The sequence below is a fragment of the Marinomonas ostreistagni genome (assembly GCF_016461785.1).
Taxonomy (GTDB): Bacteria; Pseudomonadota; Gammaproteobacteria; order Pseudomonadales; family Marinomonadaceae; genus Marinomonas; species Marinomonas ostreistagni_A.
The window spans coordinates 114,126-132,057 of record NZ_JAEMUH010000011.1 but is presented as its reverse complement, the minus strand read 5'-3'; the positions used below and the strand labels follow the sequence as shown (position 1 = coordinate 132,057).

The 17,932-nt window shown below is 47.4% G+C and carries 9 protein-coding genes; 7 read left to right on the top strand and 2 right to left on the bottom strand.

Annotated elements, in window-relative coordinates; genetic code table 11:
- The first annotated feature begins 167 nt into the window (after positions 1–167).
- The 6 genes from JHD44_RS12530 (at position 168) to JHD44_RS12505 (ending at position 12,858) form a co-directional block, all read left to right on the top strand.
- On the top strand, positions 168–1,391 hold the full coding sequence (locus JHD44_RS12530; protein WP_199463119.1) for a class I SAM-dependent methyltransferase: 1,224 nt from the start codon (positions 168–170) through the stop codon (positions 1,389–1,391).
- A gap of 11 nt (positions 1,392–1,402) precedes the next feature.
- Positions 1,403–2,341 (top strand): methionyl-tRNA formyltransferase, encoded by a 939-nt coding sequence (locus JHD44_RS12525; protein ID WP_199463118.1) that lies wholly within the window; start codon positions 1,403–1,405, stop codon positions 2,339–2,341.
- An 81-nt stretch (positions 2,342–2,422) separates the two neighbouring features.
- The gene (locus JHD44_RS12520; RefSeq protein WP_199463117.1) at positions 2,423–3,055 is read left to right on the top strand and encodes a phage tail protein; all 633 of its coding nucleotides are present in this window, start codon (positions 2,423–2,425) and stop codon (positions 3,053–3,055) included.
- A gap of 48 nt (positions 3,056–3,103) precedes the next feature.
- Entirely contained in the window at positions 3,104–3,739 is a 636-nt protein-coding gene (locus JHD44_RS12515) for a phage tail protein (RefSeq protein WP_199463116.1), read from the top strand.
- A 159-nt stretch (positions 3,740–3,898) separates the two neighbouring features.
- Positions 3,899–11,344: a DUF4347 domain-containing protein gene (locus JHD44_RS12510; protein WP_199463115.1), complete on the top strand. Its 7,446-nt coding sequence runs from the start codon at positions 3,899–3,901 to the stop codon at positions 11,342–11,344.
- A gap of 281 nt (positions 11,345–11,625) precedes the next feature.
- Positions 11,626–12,858: a glycosyltransferase family 4 protein gene (locus tag JHD44_RS12505; RefSeq protein ID WP_199463114.1), complete on the top strand. Its 1,233-nt coding sequence runs from the start codon at positions 11,626–11,628 to the stop codon at positions 12,856–12,858.
- Here JHD44_RS12505 and JHD44_RS12500 read toward each other — a convergent pair.
- On the bottom strand, positions 12,835–14,454 hold the full coding sequence (locus JHD44_RS12500) for a glycosyltransferase family 4 protein (protein ID WP_199463113.1): 1,620 nt from the start codon (positions 14,452–14,454) through the stop codon (positions 12,835–12,837). The genes JHD44_RS12505 and JHD44_RS12500 overlap by 24 nt on opposite strands.
- Before the next feature lie 283 nt (positions 14,455–14,737).
- Between JHD44_RS12500 and JHD44_RS12495 the strand changes: the two genes are divergently transcribed.
- The gene (locus JHD44_RS12495; RefSeq protein WP_199463112.1) at positions 14,738–16,696 is read left to right on the top strand and encodes a calcium-binding protein; all 1,959 of its coding nucleotides are present in this window, start codon (positions 14,738–14,740) and stop codon (positions 16,694–16,696) included.
- A 66-nt stretch (positions 16,697–16,762) separates the two neighbouring features.
- On the opposite strand, the gene JHD44_RS12490 is transcribed toward JHD44_RS12495, so the two are convergent.
- Positions 16,763–17,887, bottom strand: coding sequence for an acyltransferase family protein (locus JHD44_RS12490; RefSeq protein ID WP_199463111.1), 1,125 nt, complete (start codon positions 17,885–17,887; stop codon positions 16,763–16,765).
- Positions 17,888–17,932: the final 45 nt, after the last annotated feature.

Sequence of the window (17,932 nt, the reverse complement as noted above, 5' to 3'; positions counted from 1 at the left end):
ATATTAATAAGTAAAAAAATTTATTCATATTGATATATCTCTATTGAAATAACCATCAATTTAGACTAACAATGTGGTAAGGCTGATACGGAGGAGCTAGCACCTCTTCTCTATAAGGAAGTAGTGAGATACCTAAGCTCAATAAAAATCACTTTAATGGAATAAGAATGAAACCTAAAAATGCCCCCTCCTCTCCAGTGTCTTTCGCTGATCCAAAGCTACAGGAAATCTGTAATCAGCATTTGCGTAAACAATTAAATAGCTTGCTGAATCAATTACCTAAAAATGAAGCTCAGCAAGCACTCCAGTTATCTTTAGAAAACCTTGTCACAAAAATATTAGACACCCAGTTGCCCCACGATCAATTGGTTGAATTATTTGCCACGGCTTATGAGAATTTACTCACCAGTTACCAAACAGCAGAATTAACCGAATCTGAACAAACCACTTCATACCTTAATGCAACGGGGTTAGTGATGTCTGTGGAGCATGCTTTGCACACTTTTCAAGATATTTATCGTGTTCAAGCTTTTATCCGTGGCATTCACCAAGCATTAGAAAGCAAGCAAGGCAGCCAGAAAATACACATTGTTTACCCTGCCTGCGGTCCCTTTGCTCCACTGTTATTGCCATTGATACGCCACTATGCCGCGAGTGATACCGCTCGTCATCAGCTAAAAGTCACCTTAATTGATATCCAACCCGGAGCGATAAAAGCGCTCAATAAATTGATCTCTGATCTGGATATTTCTGACTATATCCACGAAGTACTCTGCTGCGATGTGATGAATTACCACCCAAACCATCCAATAGATGTACTTGTTATGGAGGCGTTACAACATGGCTTTACGAGGGAAGGACACCTTGCTTTTGCTCGACACCTAGCGCCATATCTTACCGCTGATGCCATCATGTTACCTGAAAAGATTGTGGTTACGGCCTCTCTGAATGTTGGACAAAGAGAGTTTGTCGACCAATGGAAGGACAATAAACGGACTCATTCAAGTCTAGTTGATGAAACTATCCAAAGTGAGCGAGTCTGCCTGGGTGAAGTGTTTTCTTTGACGCTTGAATCGTTGCGTAAACTTACCGTAATACCTCTTGGGGATGGAATGGAGCTAATTGAATGCAATCAAGTCCAAGTCCCTAAAAGCATAGAGAATATTGATAAGACGAACCTGCTGCTCTGTGTCACTGTAACCACATTTGGCCAAGAAAAGATCAGTGAATACGATTCAGGGATTACTCATCCCCTATGTGACATGTCCGTTTGTATCGACTTTGTTCCCAAAGTCGCTGAGCCTGACGATCTACTCGTCAAAAGTGGTGATCGACTCAAGTTTTACTATAAATTATCAGGGGCGCCAGGATTTTTACCTACAATAGCTTAAGGGATTTAGCGATGTATAAGTTAGAAGATTTAAAAGTCACAGTTCTCACGACTGGCGCATCATCGCTCGGACTCATTAGCTATTTAGCTCAAATAAACAAACTCGCTGGCGTACTGATTTTTGGGCAATTAGACCAAGAGAAAGCCATCCTGGCGCAACAATTAAACCAAGCCAATATTGCCACACAGCATTGTCCAACAAATGATATCGATACTCCTATCACTGCACTGGCCACCTGGAACAGCCAACTAGGTATCGTTTTTTGTTGTCGTGAGAAAATCCCTATGCAGATTGCTCACGCACCGGTTCATGGTCTCATTAATTTGCATGGATCTGCGCTACCAAACTATCGCGGGGCGGACCCTGTGTATTGGCAAATACGTAATGGCGAGACTCAATCTGCGCTGACAGCTCATAGGCTCACGGAACAGTTTGATCAGGGAGCAATCATTGCTCAGGAAACCATCAGCATTGGCTCATACGATACCGCCAACCGTTTATTTAGTAACTTGATTCAAAGCATACCTGCTCTGCTAGAAACTGTCTTCGAACAAATTAAGCAATTTGGGCAATTGCAAGAAAGCCCCCAACAAGGCAAATGTTTGCTAACAGCGGCAAGATTAACAGAGCAAGACCTAGTCATTGATTGGCATAACACGACTGCGAAACAACTATGTGACCAAGTGAGAGCTGGCAACCCTCAGCATGGTGGTGCGAGGTTAAGTATGGGACAGAGTCAGGCCCAGCTATTGCAAGCAACGCCTTCATCGTTACCTACCTATGGCGCACCTCCTGGTACCATCATCCACCTTTCCCCTGAGCAGGGGCTGATCGTTGCTCTAAAAGAGGAAAGTATCCGACTCGATATTATCGCGAACAACGATGGCGTTTTAGATGGCTATCGTTTTGCTAAAGCCTGTTACCTATCATCCGGAATTAAGTTTACATAACAAACTAATTGGGAGTGAACTAAACGAGATAACACGTGTTAGATAGCAAGTAAATAAAACAGCTTAATAAGGAGACATAAGATGGACGGTTACTACTATGGAACCACGCTGCAATTTGCAGGTAACTTCCCCCCTCACCGTTGGGCATTTTGCAATGGAAATCTGCTTGCCATTGCACAGAACCAAGCATTATTTGCAATTCTCGGCACTTTATGGGGAGGTAATGGCCGAACAGACTTTGCACTACCCGAATTACAAGGGCGAACGCCTGTAGGATACGGCACAGGGCCTGGACTCCCCCCCAATATGATTGGCCAACGTTTCGGTAGCGATATACACACATTAATACTCAACGAGATGCCATCACATACTCATACCGCCATTTTCACACCTATGGGAGGTGGATCGAGTTCCAGCATTAGCGCCATGGCTACCGTCAACGCAGGTATTGGCTCCGACGCCTCAGACCCTACAGGAAAATATTGGGGTGTTACTAAAAATGGGCTGGCAGCATTGAATGGGTATAGCAGCTCTGCTGGGGTGACAATGGCTACTGACGCCATAAACATCTCCATTAGTGGAGGCGGTGGTATCACAGGGGGCACTGTAACTGTTGGCAATACTGGCGCTTCACAAGCATTTGAATTGTACCAGCCCAGTACCGTGATTCCATTTATTGTTTGTGTCGATGGATTATTTCCATCCAGGAACTAAACCATAAATATCGTATATCGCCCCCCATAATATAGCAGGAGAAGCATTATGGAAAACTACTACTACGGAACTACTCTACAATTTGCCGGATCATTCGCCCCAGCGAATTGGTCCTTTTGCCATGGACAACAATTCTCTATTTCACAAAATACTGCCTTATACGCAATTCTCGGGACTTTATGGGGAGGAGATGGCCGTACGACCTTTTCACTACCTGACATGCGTGGCCGCACCCCAGTAGGATATGGCAACGGCCCTGGGCTAGCACCAGCAATCATTGGCCAAAGATTCGGTCTACCAACACACGAATTAACGGAAGCGCAACTCCCAAGCCATACTCACGCTGCGGTCTTTGAACCGGAATATCAAGGGGGAGGTACAGGCCAGATAACAGCAACAGCTACGGTTAACGCTGGAACAGGGTCTGATTCATCTGAGCCTACCGATAAATATTGGGGGGTAACAAAAAATGGGCTTGCCGAGCTAAATGGCTACTCCAATTCAGCTAGCGTAGTAATGGCTGCGGATGCCATTGATATAAATGTGTTTGGTGGAGGAGGCATTACTGGTGGTACAGTCTCAGTAGGTTATACAGGAGCCTCGCAAGCATTCAGCTTGTATCAACCTAGCACAGTGATTCCATTTATTATCTGTATTGAAGGGCTTTTCCCATCTCGAAATTAAGTTCAAAAATATACCCAATCGCCTTGTAGATTCTATTATAAGGTGTTTGGGTAGATTAAAGATTCGTTATTAAGCGTCGATAAACAAATGTTTAAGGGCAGTTTTCGCCTAACTAAATTATTACTTCATCAGGCAAATTTGTTAAAAAAGGACATCGTTATGAGCGCAGCTTACACTCAGCTTATATTTATTGATCCAACGGTTTCTGATCGGGACTTACTGATTAAAGATATCCCAAAGCATATCAAAGCTGTTTTTTTAGAAGCTGATAGCGATGCCATCTCACAGATCACCACCATACTGCAACAATATAAAAACCTAGATGCCCTACATATCGTTACCCACGGTGCACCGGGGCAGCTGATCTTTAGTAATAGCATATTAAATGCCCTGACACTGGAACAATATCAAGCGCAATTAGCTAGCTGGTCAAAAGCTATGTCCGCAGAAGCGGATATCCTACTGTACGGTTGTGAAACAGGTAAAGGAGCAGAGGGACAGCAATTCTTACAGAAGCTAAACTACTTTACCTCCTGTAATGTCGCCGCATCATCAACACCAGTTGGGTACGCACACGATGGGGAGCAATGGTCGCTAGAGCAAACTTCAGGCTATATATCAACATCTGTTTTTGTCGCCCCACAAGCGCAGCAAGATTGGTTTCACACATTAGCGACTCCGTCCGATCAAGATTTTGATTCAGAAGCTACAAGTGTCGTCGGTAACTCATATACCTTAAATGGTATTACCTACACCACAACATCACCCGCAACAAATAGCTATACTTCTATTCAACCTCTCTCCGCTAACTATGCTATTTCAGGATCACCATCAGATAAAATTTTAATCTTCAATAATGATGGCGGAAATATAGATATAGGAGCAGCGGACTTTCGAATCGCCTCCAGTGACGGCAGTGAATTTAAGATCGTATCAATGGAAGCTGATGCAGGTATAGGACAAGGAGCAGGGACAAGCTATACAGTTAAAGGTTATCGAGATGGAGTAGAAGTTGCTAGTGATACGATTGATTTCACTTCAAATGATGTAACAGGGAGTGTTAGCTATACAAACAATGGACTAGGAGGGAATGGTGGTTCACTCACCTTTGACTCTGACTGGGAAAACATTGACGAAATTCGCTTCACTGGAACAAACGTTGCGTTAGGAATTGATGTACTGGACTTCTCTGCCGCAGTTATATCTAACACCTCCCCTAGTCTAGGCGGTACGCCTGCTGACGTGACGGCCACGGAAGACGTTGCCACAGCGATCAATTTATCTGCTTATAACATCTCTGATGCTGAATCTGATGATCCTATTACTCTGACCCTAAGCGTAGATCGCGGTACCCTTGCAGCGTTGGGTGGCAATGGCACCGCCAGTGGTGTCACAGTAGCTGGCTCAGGCACCAGCAGCATGACATTGTCTGGCGCGGAAGCAGATTTAAATACCTTCCTCGATAATACCAGCAATATCCTATTTACATCAGATACCAATGACACAACCGCTGCCACACTGACAGTCACACCAAACGATGGCACGACAAATGGAACAGCCGATACCGTCACCATTAACATCACTGCCGTGAACGACGATCCGACGGTGACAGGGCTGGCGAGCGACATTACATTTACGGAGGATACTCAGGGTAATGTCGATCTGTCTGCGGCTACCTTCGCGGATGTTGACAGCGGCAACATCACCGTCACCATCACCGCCAGCGAAGGTACCTTCGCTAGCCCCGCTGACGGTGCCGGTGTTGGCAGTGGTGTCGTAGAAACCTTGGTCAACGCTACGACGATTACGCTCGTCGGCACAGCTTCGGATATCAACACCTATCTAGACACTGCCAGCAATATCCAGTGGACAGGAGTTGCCAACGATACTGGTAACGACACCTCTACCTTCACCGTTACCGCGAACGATGGCGACGGCTCGGGGGATGTCGCCCTTGGCACTATCAACGCCGACATCACCGCTGTCAACGATGACCCTACGGCGACAGGGTTACCGTCTGATCTTACATTTACTGAAGATACCCAAGGAAATGTTGACCTATCGACTGTTTCTTCTGCCGATGTGGACAGTGCGACTCTCACTGTGACGCTTACCGCGAGCGAGGGTTCGTTTGCCGCCCCCGCCGATGGTGCAGGCGTTGGCGCAGGTGTCACAGAAACACTGGTCAACTCTACTACCATTACTTTGGTAGGGACAGCCGCGGACATCAACACCTATCTGGGCACCGCCAGTAACATCCAGTGGACGGGGGCCAGCAACGACAGTGGTAACGACGCCTCGACCTTCTCCATCACCGCCAATGATGGAGACGGTTCAGGTAACGTTGCCCTCGGTAGCGTCAATGCTGACATCACTGCCGCAAACGATGCGCCAACTCTGGATGCAGGTCAGTCTCCGGTATTAACCGCTATCGACGAAGACGCTGGTGACGACGATGGCTCTGGTGCTGATAACGATGACGACGGCACTAACAACGCAAATAACCCCGGCACCAGCGTGGCGGACATGGTGGTCGATGGCTCGATTGGCGACGTTGATGGTGGAGCAGTAGAAGCCATTGCTGTAACACAGGTCGATAACACCAATGGTATTTGGCAATATAGTATCGATAACGGTTCCAGCTGGAGCAATTTTTCTGCTACCACTGGCAGCACTGTCGACATAACTGCCTCAGCAAGGCTTCTTGATGGCAGCTTGAGTGGCGCCAGCACTCAGCTTGTACGTTTTGTGCCTAACGCTAATTACAACGGTACAGCCAACATCACCTTCCATGCGTGGGACAAGTCTTCTGGGAGTGCTGGCAGCACTGCTAGTGCCTCTGCGACCGGTGGCGCTACGCCATTTTCTAGCGCTTCAGATACCGCCAGTGTGACCATTAATGCCGTGAACGATGCACCAATATTTACTGGACTAGATGGCACACCAAGCTATTCAGAAGGTGCAGCAGCAGTGCAGCTAGATGCCGATGCCAGCATTAGTGATCTAGAGTTGGATGCTTTAAACGGTGGTAATGGCGATTATTCCGGTGCAAGTTTAACTATAGTACGCAATGGCGGTGCCGATGCAGCGGATTTGTTCAGCGTACTCACTGGAGGTAACTTGACCATAGCTGGTGGCCCCAATGGTGGTGGCACGGTCACCGCTGGCGGTAACGTGATCGCTACCATCGCTAATACTGGCGATGGCCAGTTACAACTAAGTTTTGCCGATAACGGTACCACACCCTCTACAGCGCTGGTAAACGAAGTATTGCAAGCTATTCGCTACAGTAACAACAGCGATGATCTACCAGCTAACGTTCAGCTAGACTTTACTGTCAGCGATGGAGGAGCGAATGACACTGGGTCCATTACGGTGAACCTCACCGATGTCAACGATGCTCCCAGCATGACCGCCACGGGTGGCAACCCCACCTTTATTGAAGGAGGCAGTGCGCAGGATCTGTTTAATACCGTCAGCACAGATACGATTGAAACTGGACAAACATTCTCAGCGTTGACCCTCACAGTCACCAATGTTTCAGATGGTTCTGCCGAAATTCTCTCGTTCGATGGTTCTGACGTAGCGTTAACACACGGCAACTCGGTCACTACAGCCGCCAATAGTCTGAGTGTAAGCGTCTCGGTTGCAGGCAGTACTGCCACGGTCTCATTTAGTGGGGCCACATTAACAGAAGCACAGCTGCAAACTCTGGTCGATAGCCTGACTTACCGCAACAGCTCAGATAACCCCACCACCGCCGGCAATCGTGTCGTCACCATCACCAGCGTTACCGACAGTGGCGACACAGCCAATGGCGGCAACAACGCAGCCACGCCAAACCTCACCTCCACAGTGTCGTTGACCGGTGTAAACGATGCGCCGGTAGTGAGCAATGTGTATACCGAAACTAGTCAAGTGGTGGCGGGCAATGGTGCCCAGACGTTGAGCGGCTTTGCCAACGCCTCCGTCGCTAACGTGGATAGTGCTGACTACAGCGGCGGATTTATCACGTTGACACAAACAACAGGCACCACCAACGGCAATTGGTCTGTCGATGGCACTACCGTCACATCTGGCGGGGATGCTGTGATCAGCGCGAACGAAACCATTTCCGTTTCAGGTACAGATATCGGTACTGTAGATATAACCAACGATGGTCAAGGTGGAAATACTTTGACCATCAATTTCGGTGCGAATGCCTCCAGTACACTTGTGCAAACCTTCTTGCAAAACTTGCTCTACGATGCACCATCTGCATTGGGCAATCGCGATTTTACCTTGACACTCAACGATGCCGACGGTACCGCTAATGGTGGTGATGCTGATGACAGTGGCAGTTTTACGATTAGCGTCACCCCTAACCCACCAGTCATTAGTAACCTGAATAGTGATAGTGTCAACGCAACCGAAGGCGCTGGTGCTGTACTACTGGATGCAGGCTCCAATGCCATGCTAACGGATGCCGACTCCGTAGATCTTAATGGCGGCACCGTAACCGTGAGCGTGACCGCCAGCGCAGATGCCGCAAGCGACGTATTGTCGGTGGATACTAATGGTGTGGTTAGCCTAGCTGGTACGACCGCAGGCTCCAATGTATCTGTCTCTGGGACCGTGATTGGTACCTTGGTCAATAATATTGCAGCAGGTAATGACTTTGCCATTAATTTGGGTGCGCTCTCGACCCCTGCCTTGGTTCAGTCGTTGCTACGAGCGTTAACCTTTGAAGTGACTGGAGATACCCCAGCAGAGTCCACCCGTACTGTCAGCATTACTATATCCGATGGTCAGGGAAGCGATAGTGCTGACGTCAGTGTTGTCGTGACAGCGGTTAACGATGCACCACAATTGAGTGGGCTCATAAGCGATGCCAGTTTTACCGAAGACACAGCGGCCAACTTAGATTTATCTGCCGTAACGCTGTCAGATGTTGATACCTCAGGTAATGTTACTCTGACGTTGACTGCGAGCGCTGGCACGTTATCCGCTAGCAGTGGCGGCGGAGTGACGATCGGAGGCAGTACATCGGCGGCGCTCACTTTGACTGGAACCATCGCTGATATAGATTCTTATCTCAATGGAGCCAACATCACCCATACACCTGGCGCAAACCTAGCAGGCAACGACGCTGCCAACGTGAGCTTAAGCGTAAACGATGGTGGCATTAACACCGCCTTGGGCAGCGTCAATATCGATATCACCCCTGTGAATGATGCTCCGACTGCCGCGGATACTACGGAATCAGTAGCCTACAATGGCACTTACACTTTCCAAGAATCGGATTTTGGTTTTAGCGATGTGGATACTGGCGATACTTTAGATCATATCACCATCGTAAGCTTACCAACGGATGGCGTGCTTCAATATCAAGGTCAAGATGTTAATGCCAATGATCAGATTGATGCCTTAAACATTGGCGACCTGACTTTTACGCCTGATAGTGGCGGTACCGGAGCAGGCTATGCATCGTTTACCTTTACCGTCAGCGATGGCACCGATGACTCCGCTCTAGCATACACGGTAACGATGGATGTCGGCGCACGCCCTTCTACACCGACAACCCCAACAACACCGACAACCACTTCGGAACAAGTCGACGGTGTGGATGTGACGACGACTGAAGAGCAAGATGAGGATGGTAATACCATTCAAACCGTGACGGTCACACCAGTCACCTCTACCCGAGAAGACTCCGATGACACCACTGATGATGCGGATATTCCTCTGCACTATGCCAACGGTAATACCAACCAAGTGGTGACAACGGTGAGTTTGCCTACGGGTGTAGGGGTGACGACTCGTTCGAATACCACGGCCAGCACGCAGAACAAATTGGAGAACCTGATTGCTCTGATTGATGACAGTGCTGAAGACGAAGAAGATTTGAACGAGATGGAAAACTCGGGGAATACCTTCCTCGAAGCGCTTGAAAGCACTGAGAACCTATGGGTGAATCAGATTGAGCTAACCAGCGATGGTACGTCTTCAACGTCGGAAGCGATTAAGATCACTGGTTCTTCAGATAGCACCTACCAAGAAGCGCTGGTCATTGACACGCGTAACCTGCCAGCCGGCACGGTGTTGGACCTTAATGACATCGAGTTTGCGGTCATTGTCGGTACCAACGTGACGATTCGAGGCGGTGAAGGGGCCAATATTGTCTACGCCGGTGCCAATGCGCAAAACATTGTACTGGGAGCTGAAGACGATGAACTCCACGGTGGTGCCGGTGATGATGTGGTCGGTTCTAAAGGTGGCGATGACTTACTTTACGGCGACAGCGGTAATGATACCGTGATCGGCGGGGTCGGCAACGATACCCTAAGTGGCGGTGTCGGCGACGATTTACTGCAAGGCTCGCAGCAAGACAATGGTCAATTAGTATTCAGTCTCAACAGTGCGGGGGAAATCACCACACTGTACACGCCGGAGGAATTGGACTTGTCCGACTCAGCGTTGGACACCATTGAATTCACAGGAGACTGGTACAGCCAAGCGTCTTATGTCTACGAAGGCCAAGCGTTTGCACAAGATATGTCTGCGTCAATTGACAGTCTGTTGCAAGCCAGTGATGACTTTGCCTTGGTTGGGGTAGACAGCACGCGTCTGAAAACCTTAGCGATTTTGAAGAAAGTCTTCGACGGCGAGTTGTACACGGTTGACGCATTAAACGAAGCGGCCACCTCCGACACCACACTACTGGAATACGCCACTCAAGCTGTGATCGACTGGCGTGAGCAAGCCAATATCAGTGCAACGGATGCAACAGAAGACCAAGTGTGGTCTTTACTAAAAACCTTCTGGCGCTTCTTAGACATTAATCGAGACGATATCAACGAGGCCGTTAGCTACATTGATGATGGCGGCTCATGGGAGGCTTTACTGCTAGATGTGATTGCCGACGATAACAGTAACTACCTACTCTACGGTGGTACTGGTGTGATGCAATTAGCGCAAGCGACCGATGTCAGTAACTCAGGTCTGCAAGAAGACATTGGTGACGATGATCTGGCAGGTGGAGCCGGTAATGATACATTGGTCGGTGGTCATGGTAGCGACCGTTTAGACGGGGGCGATGGCGATGATCTGGCAATTCAATCTCGTAGCACTGAGGATTACCAATTCACACTCACCAGCGCAGGGGAATTGGCACTGCTGTATCAAGACGATGCTTACATTGAAACCGACACTTTGGTGGATATAGAGCAAGTTAAATTTAGCGATGCGACTCTCGACTTCTTTGCTTCCAACCTATCCAGCAGCACCTTAATGCAACTGGGAACCTTGGGGCAATTGATGACGGGCAATGCGCCAAGCCTTGAGCAGTTAAACGCTTACCAAAGCGATCAACTCAGCCTGACTGGGCTGGCCAGTGCTCTGATGCAAACCGAGGCCTACCAAGAACAATGGCAAGCTCTTGACGATGCGAGCTTTATCACCACGCTGGCAGCGCAAGTGGTCGACGAACCGTTCACACAGAACGACATCGACTACTGGGTGGATCGCCTTGACACAGACCTAAATCGAGAAGATGTCTTCATCCTCGCAGCAGGGGTTGAAAGCTATCAAACCGAAGCACTCGAAAATGGGCTTGTCTTGATGTAAGACCTTTCGTCAAAACTTCCCATTGGTACTTCCTTCCAAATAAAGCTCCGTTTGCTCAGTAAGCGGAGCTTTTTTGCTCATGAAAGCTACCTTGCTTTCTATCACACAACCGATAATGCAGCCAGTGCTGCATTATCGCAGGGGAATACTGACTTTATTATTGGTTAAGTGCTCTCGTGGAAGCCGTCATGACGGCTTCCACTACTCCTCTGAAATTTGTCTTACGCCTTGCCTAGCAGCCTGCTAAAATCCCATGCAAACGGATTTAAGTGAGGCACTCATTGGTTATTCTATTCATTCATCAAAACTTCCCGGCGCAGTTCCGCCATATTGCAGAATGGTTAGGCGCCAATACCGAGCATCAAGTATTTGGCCTCGGAGACGTTAAAAATATTCCCAAAGGCTATTCACCCAAAGGCGTGACCGTATTAGGTTATGCAACCCCTAAGGGCGCGGGGGATAACACCCATCACTATCTTAAAGCTCATGAAGAGCACATTCGCCGTGGCCAACAGGTCGTCAGGGCAGCACAGAGCTTACAAAAAAAAGGGATTCGCCCCGATGTAATTGTGACGCATTCGGGCTGGGGAGAAGCCCTGTTTCTCAAACCTATTTTCCCTAATGCAAAACACATTCAATATTGTGAGTTTTATTATCGAGCTGAAAACTCAGATGTCGACTTTGATCCTGAGTTCCCGGCAAATCCAGAGAGTCCATTTCGAGTTCTTTGCCGCAATAGCACACAGCTGTTAAGTCTGACACAGGCGGATTCCGCTATCTCACCCACACATTGGCAGAAGTCGCTTTACCCGTCAGAGTTTCATTCCAAAATCGAGGTGCTCCACGAAGGCGTCAATACTCAGCGTATGCAGCCCGATGACCATGCAAACTTCAGCTGGCAAGGAATCACCTACACAAAACAAGACAAAATCTTAACCTATGTTGCGCGTAATTTAGAGCCTTACCGAGGCTTTCATAGTTTTATGCGCAGCTTGCCAAGTATTCAAGCTCGGCACCCTGATGCTACAATCTTTGTGGTAGGTGGTGACGATGTCAGCTATGGCTCGCGTTTAGCAAATGGCGAGAACTTCCGCGAGCATTATATTAGAGAACTTGGAAACAGAGTGGACTGGCAAAATGTTCATTTCACTGGCAAATTGCCCTATGGGCAGTATCGAAGTGTTTTACAGATCTCCTCTGCGCATATATACCTCACCTACCCATTTGTACTCAGCTGGTCACTCGTTGAAGCGATGTCGGTCGGTTGTACTTTGATTACCTCAGATACCGCCCCACTACAAGAAGTCATAGAGGACAACGTAAACGGCCTCATGGTGAATTTTTTTGATATCGAACAGATCGCCAACACGGTCAGTGGTGTTCTCGACGCCCCAGAGCAATATCGACACCTAGGCCAAGCGGCAAGAAACAAAGCTGTTGCCGAATTCGACTTAGAAACCATTACTTTGCCAAAGTGGGTCAACTATTTGTTAAGCAACCGCCAGCACTCCTAGCTTTAATAAATTTGCGATTCCCCGCAAAATCCGAGGTTGCTCATTTTTAGCGAAATGGGCCACTACCTCTTGCGCCGATTTTGGCTCACTCTGTAAACAATAAGCAATCGCATCTGCTTCCTTGGTACTAAGCGTCACCGATTCAGCAAAATTCACCATAGACAAGTCACGAAAGCGCAACGCCTTGGGATCTCGTAAAATAAGCATCGTCGCCCCATCTAATACCTGACTCGGGTAGTGAGAAAATGCCTCAAACGGATCTAATCTTGCTGGCCAAATGGTTTGATTCTGTGCAGTACAGTTCTTACGGATACATTCCAGCTCTCCCCAAAGTGCTTCGTATTGGGGAATAATGACAGACCAATCGTACACATCTAGTGCTCTTTTACGACCGGCTTCCCCCATTTTCTTTCTCTGCTCTGGGTGATCGGCTAATAAACGAATAGCGGCCGCAGTCTGATCAATATCAATTGCAACAAGCGAAGAAGTATAACCGATATATCGATCATACGAATCCACTCCCAGTGCATGCTTTATCGCAAGATCCTTACCCAATCCAGGGCATGGCTGGATCGATGGAATACAGTACCCTGTTTCGCCATCAATCACCGATTCCTTATAACCATCCCAATCCGACACAATAGCAGGGAGACCGGCTGCCATTGCCTCAATAGGCGTAATACCAAATGACTCTTGTATATTGTCCGCAAGAGAACAAAACAGGTCGGCAGATGACCAGGCTAAAGTGAAGTTTTCTTTCTTCACACCATCTAGCACAATACGCCTAACACTCGGCGCGGCTGCCATAAAAGCTTCTTCAAATGCTTTCTTAATATGCTCACTGGCATAACTGCCTAGTTCAAGCAAAACTATATTCTTAGCTGTGGTCTGTTGCGCCAACTCCAAAGCTTGATACATAGCTAATGGGTGAGCCTTTGAATGGAAGGACAAACGCCCCACAAACAAAACCGCAACATCGTTCTTATCAAGACCTAGTATCGAGCGCGAATTAACAACCACTTGATCGCTAAAATTAAAATCTTGGCAGTGAATACCCAATGGAATCACAGGCAGTTGTGGTAGAGGAAACTGCTTGGCACCAAAACGCTCCGAGAAAAATTGCATTTGTGACTGCAATATATTTAAGACATTCTTCTTGACGGAGTGAGAGGTACAAATGAGAGCATCCCAAGGTTGAACAGGTGAGCTAATTAGCTCAGTAATTTCATCCATCGCCCCCTTAGTGCATACCGTATGAGTAATCCCCACTAAACTCCATAAATTGGCACCCAATACATTTCGCTGCCAAGCGGAAGCACTTAAATTTGGCCCAGGTAGATACAGCATGCCTGCTCGCTCAAGTAACCCGAAACGGTCCGTCGTTAATGCTCGATATTGTTTATGTGGTGCTAGCCGCTGCCCCTCCGCAAAAAATGACTTTGCTTGGTGTGATTGATCAACATAAGCCCAAATTTCTTCGGCGCTCGCATATTGAAAAACCGCCCGTAAAAACGATTCACCAGCGGCATTGCGTCCCATCAGTTTAGGCCCACTCGTCGAATAAGCTTCTTGATGAAAATAAATAGTAGGGATCAAAACGAGTTCCTTATATATCTTGCGATACACATACCTTTATGCAGACATTCTAAGCTAAGCCAAATGTTAGCGATAGCATAAAGAAATAGATAACTACCCTCCCCTAGGCAGAATACAAACAATAAACTGAGTCAGAAAAGTGTAAACGTCTCTCATTCTCTATCTTCTCCATAATCTTGTGGTATAGACTCATTGCCACGGCCTAATAGGCCGTGTATGGACAAAAATCGGCTTTTTGCATTGGATTAAGAAAGCCTAGGAAGAAATATTTATGGAGAGAACGATGACTCAGTCTGATACCCACCTGTTCAAACTCACCACCTTACTTTTTAATGCCGCCTTAGGTGAGACCTACTACCGCCAAAGCAGTCAAGCTTTAGCAAACAGTGATATCGCAACGCTGGCAGCAAGCTGGGGGCAAAGCGATTTAGCGTCTACCTATTTAGGTAACACAAACGAAGAGCAAGCACGCAATCTAACCCTCAACCTTGGCTTGAATCCAGACAGCGACGATACTGACAGTGCCGATTCAATCGCGTATCAGTATTTTTTAAGCCATTTGGAGGACGGCATGGAGGTTGGCACCCTAGCCTTAACAGCGATTGAGTATTTAGAGCAAGACGACATTCTGGACGCGTTTCAAAGCACACGCTCTTACCTTGCTAACCGTGCAGAAGCCGCTTATCAATACTCCACACAATTAGGCTTAGGGAATACAGATATCAGCACCCTTCAGTCTGTACTGGAAGGTGTCGACGCAGACGAAGGATCGATTTCAGAAGCCCTCGCCCAAGCCAGCCAAGCGACACTAACGGATATAGAAAGCACTACTACGCCACTCACTGACACCAGTGCGAGTGAAAGCATCACTGGCTCGGATGACAGCAGTAACATCATCGAAGCTGGGCTTGGTGATGACACCATTATCGGCGGCAGTCAGTCGGATATCCTGTCTGGCGGTTTAGGCGCTGACAAGATCTATGGCGGGAAAGGACAAGACTCTATTAACGGTGGTGGCGGTTCAGACTACCTTGAGGCTGGTTTTTACCTTGAACAAGATGATGCGGGTAACACATCGGTTGATGCATTCTACGAGATTCTCAATGGCGGCAATGGTAACGATACGGTATATGGCGGCCTAGGCAGCGACAGCATCAGCGGTGGCGATGGCATGGATTATCTCTACGGCGAGGAATACGAACTGACCAGCAGCCAGCGAGAAGGCATTGATGCCGATGTGTATAACCTGATTATGAATGATACAATCGATGGCGGTGCCGGCTCTGACTTCATCCAAGCAGGTGAAGGCAATGACCTGATCTACGGCGGCACCGGCAGCGATACCATCAATGCAAGCACCGGTAATGACGTCGCTTATGGTGGCGCAGGTCATGATGTCATGTTGCTCGGTACGGGAGATGACTACGCAGAGGGCGGTGACGGCAATGATGTCATCACACTGTACACGGGTAATGATACAGCTTTTGGCGGCGCAGGGGACGACACCATCTCAGGCACCAGCAATGACTCGATTGATGCCGGTGACGACAACGATACGATCTCAATTAACCGCTCAGAGAACAGCGCTGACTCAGCAACGATTGTTGCAGGAGAAGGCAAAGACAACCTGTTCGTCTATTCCGCAATACTTGAAGCTGACAACTCATCACTGACCATTGACCTTAGCGAAACCCGAGCGGCACAAGATACAGTGACTATGTATCTTATGGGTGACATCTCCAGCGCCATCACCATCGATGGATTCGATCTCGCCATTGATCAGTTAGACTTAAATGAATATCTGAAGCTATACGGTGACAATTCGTTTCAACTAAACCAAGGTATGAAAATTTATTCAGACCTAGGTGAAATCTTAGAAGACCGTGTTCAAATCGTGACGGATATCCAAACCGACTGGCAATCCGTCAGCACAGCTCCAAGCGATGTCGACGAATACGGTAAATCTTACTTTGTTATCCAAGGAGCGACCGCCGCCAGCGATAGCGTCGACGATGTGGCAGCATTGTTAGACGACTATGGTAACAATGCAACATACACTTATACCGATAATTTAGTGTTCTTAGTGAATGTGAATGAGACGGACATGGGCGTGTATCTCTTCAACAATAGCGAGGACTCTGACAGCACGATTAGTGCCGACGAACTAACCCCCGTTGCGATCCTAACAGGGCTCTCAACCGAGCTCATCACACAAAGCAACGCCGATTTTATTATCGGCTAACCGTGATATGTTTACCGACAGCCACATCCACTGTCGGTAAACTTTATTACTTTTCTGCTTAACGGGCTACACTGTTCTGGTTGAGAAACGCTGAACAGAAAACATCTCTGTCACTTTACGCCAAAACAGCAATACAACCACAGCTCCAATTGAGACCGTTGCTAAGTACATTAATATATAGCTTGTCTGCTCCCAAGAACTAGAACGCTCATTAACATGCCAATGCAAAATATTCAGGGTGAATATAGAGAACAGCGTCGAGGATACAGAGTGGGATAAAAACAAGATAAAGGAATAGGGAGAAAGTTTGCCAAGCAATTTGCCAAAAGGTGTGTCCTTACTGTTCACTAAACACACTAATATTGCCGGCGCAGCGCAGACAAATAGCCCACCCAGTAACATGCGCCACTGTACATATACCTCGGGAGCAGGGTTTAAACCCGATAAAGCCATGCTAAACAACAGCCCTAAGACCCCTAGTAGAATGCCATAGACCAACGCACTATAACGACTCACCTTAGGACAGTCTATTTGCTTCACAGCCAAGAAATATCCCAAGGCAAAGAACAGCACCATATCCATACGAAATGTCAGCGGAATGACCCAATCCAATATTCGTAGTGTAATACCCGGATCATTCCAGAAATACACCAAGTAGTAACCAGCCGCCAATACAAACAACCACGACTTTTGGCAGATCAGATGGATCACCGGCAAAATCAGCATGATCATAAATAAGTCACGTAAGAAGTACGTAGGCGCATTAACAGGCAAACGATAAATGCCTAATAATGCTTTGCAAGTCTCCCAAAAGGAATCAATGCTCGTAACATCTGCGTATTGCAAACCAAACGCCTTATACAGTCCTAGAAAGAAACATAAGGCAATAATATTCCATACAAAAAATGGTATTAGCAATCGCTTAATCTTCGTGTTTAACATGCCTAAATAGGCACGTTTCTGGTAGGAGTAATAAGCAAGATAGCCCGAAATCACGGTTAAAATTGGGACAGCACCTCTGGCCAGAAAATCCTTAATATAAACAGCAAACAAAGTACTAATTTGATTGTATTGGTCATAATCCGACTCATAGCTGTTAATACCAGGTAAATGGGCCACACAGATAAATAAGATCAGTAGCGGCCTCGCTAACCGAATCCCTTCAAACAATTCACTTCTAGATAACGTCACAAAACTACTTCCGAGCCTATCAATTCAGCCCACCATACTAGCAGT

What these genes read in the sequence shown, in the direction of transcription:
- JHD44_RS12530 (WP_199463119.1), top strand. Translation starts at nt 168, where the DNA reads ATGAAACCTAAAAATGCCCCCTCCTCTCCAGTGTCTTTCGCTGATCCA.
- JHD44_RS12525 (WP_199463118.1), top strand. Translation starts at nt 1,403, where the DNA reads ATGTATAAGTTAGAAGATTTAAAAGTCACAGTTCTCACGACTGGCGCA.
- JHD44_RS12520 (WP_199463117.1), top strand. Translation starts at nt 2,423, where the DNA reads ATGGACGGTTACTACTATGGAACCACGCTGCAATTTGCAGGTAACTTC.
- JHD44_RS12515 (WP_199463116.1), top strand. Translation starts at nt 3,104, where the DNA reads ATGGAAAACTACTACTACGGAACTACTCTACAATTTGCCGGATCATTC.
- JHD44_RS12510 (WP_199463115.1), top strand. Translation starts at nt 3,899, where the DNA reads ATGAGCGCAGCTTACACTCAGCTTATATTTATTGATCCAACGGTTTCT.
- JHD44_RS12495 (WP_199463112.1), top strand. Translation starts at nt 14,738, where the DNA reads ATGACTCAGTCTGATACCCACCTGTTCAAACTCACCACCTTACTTTTT.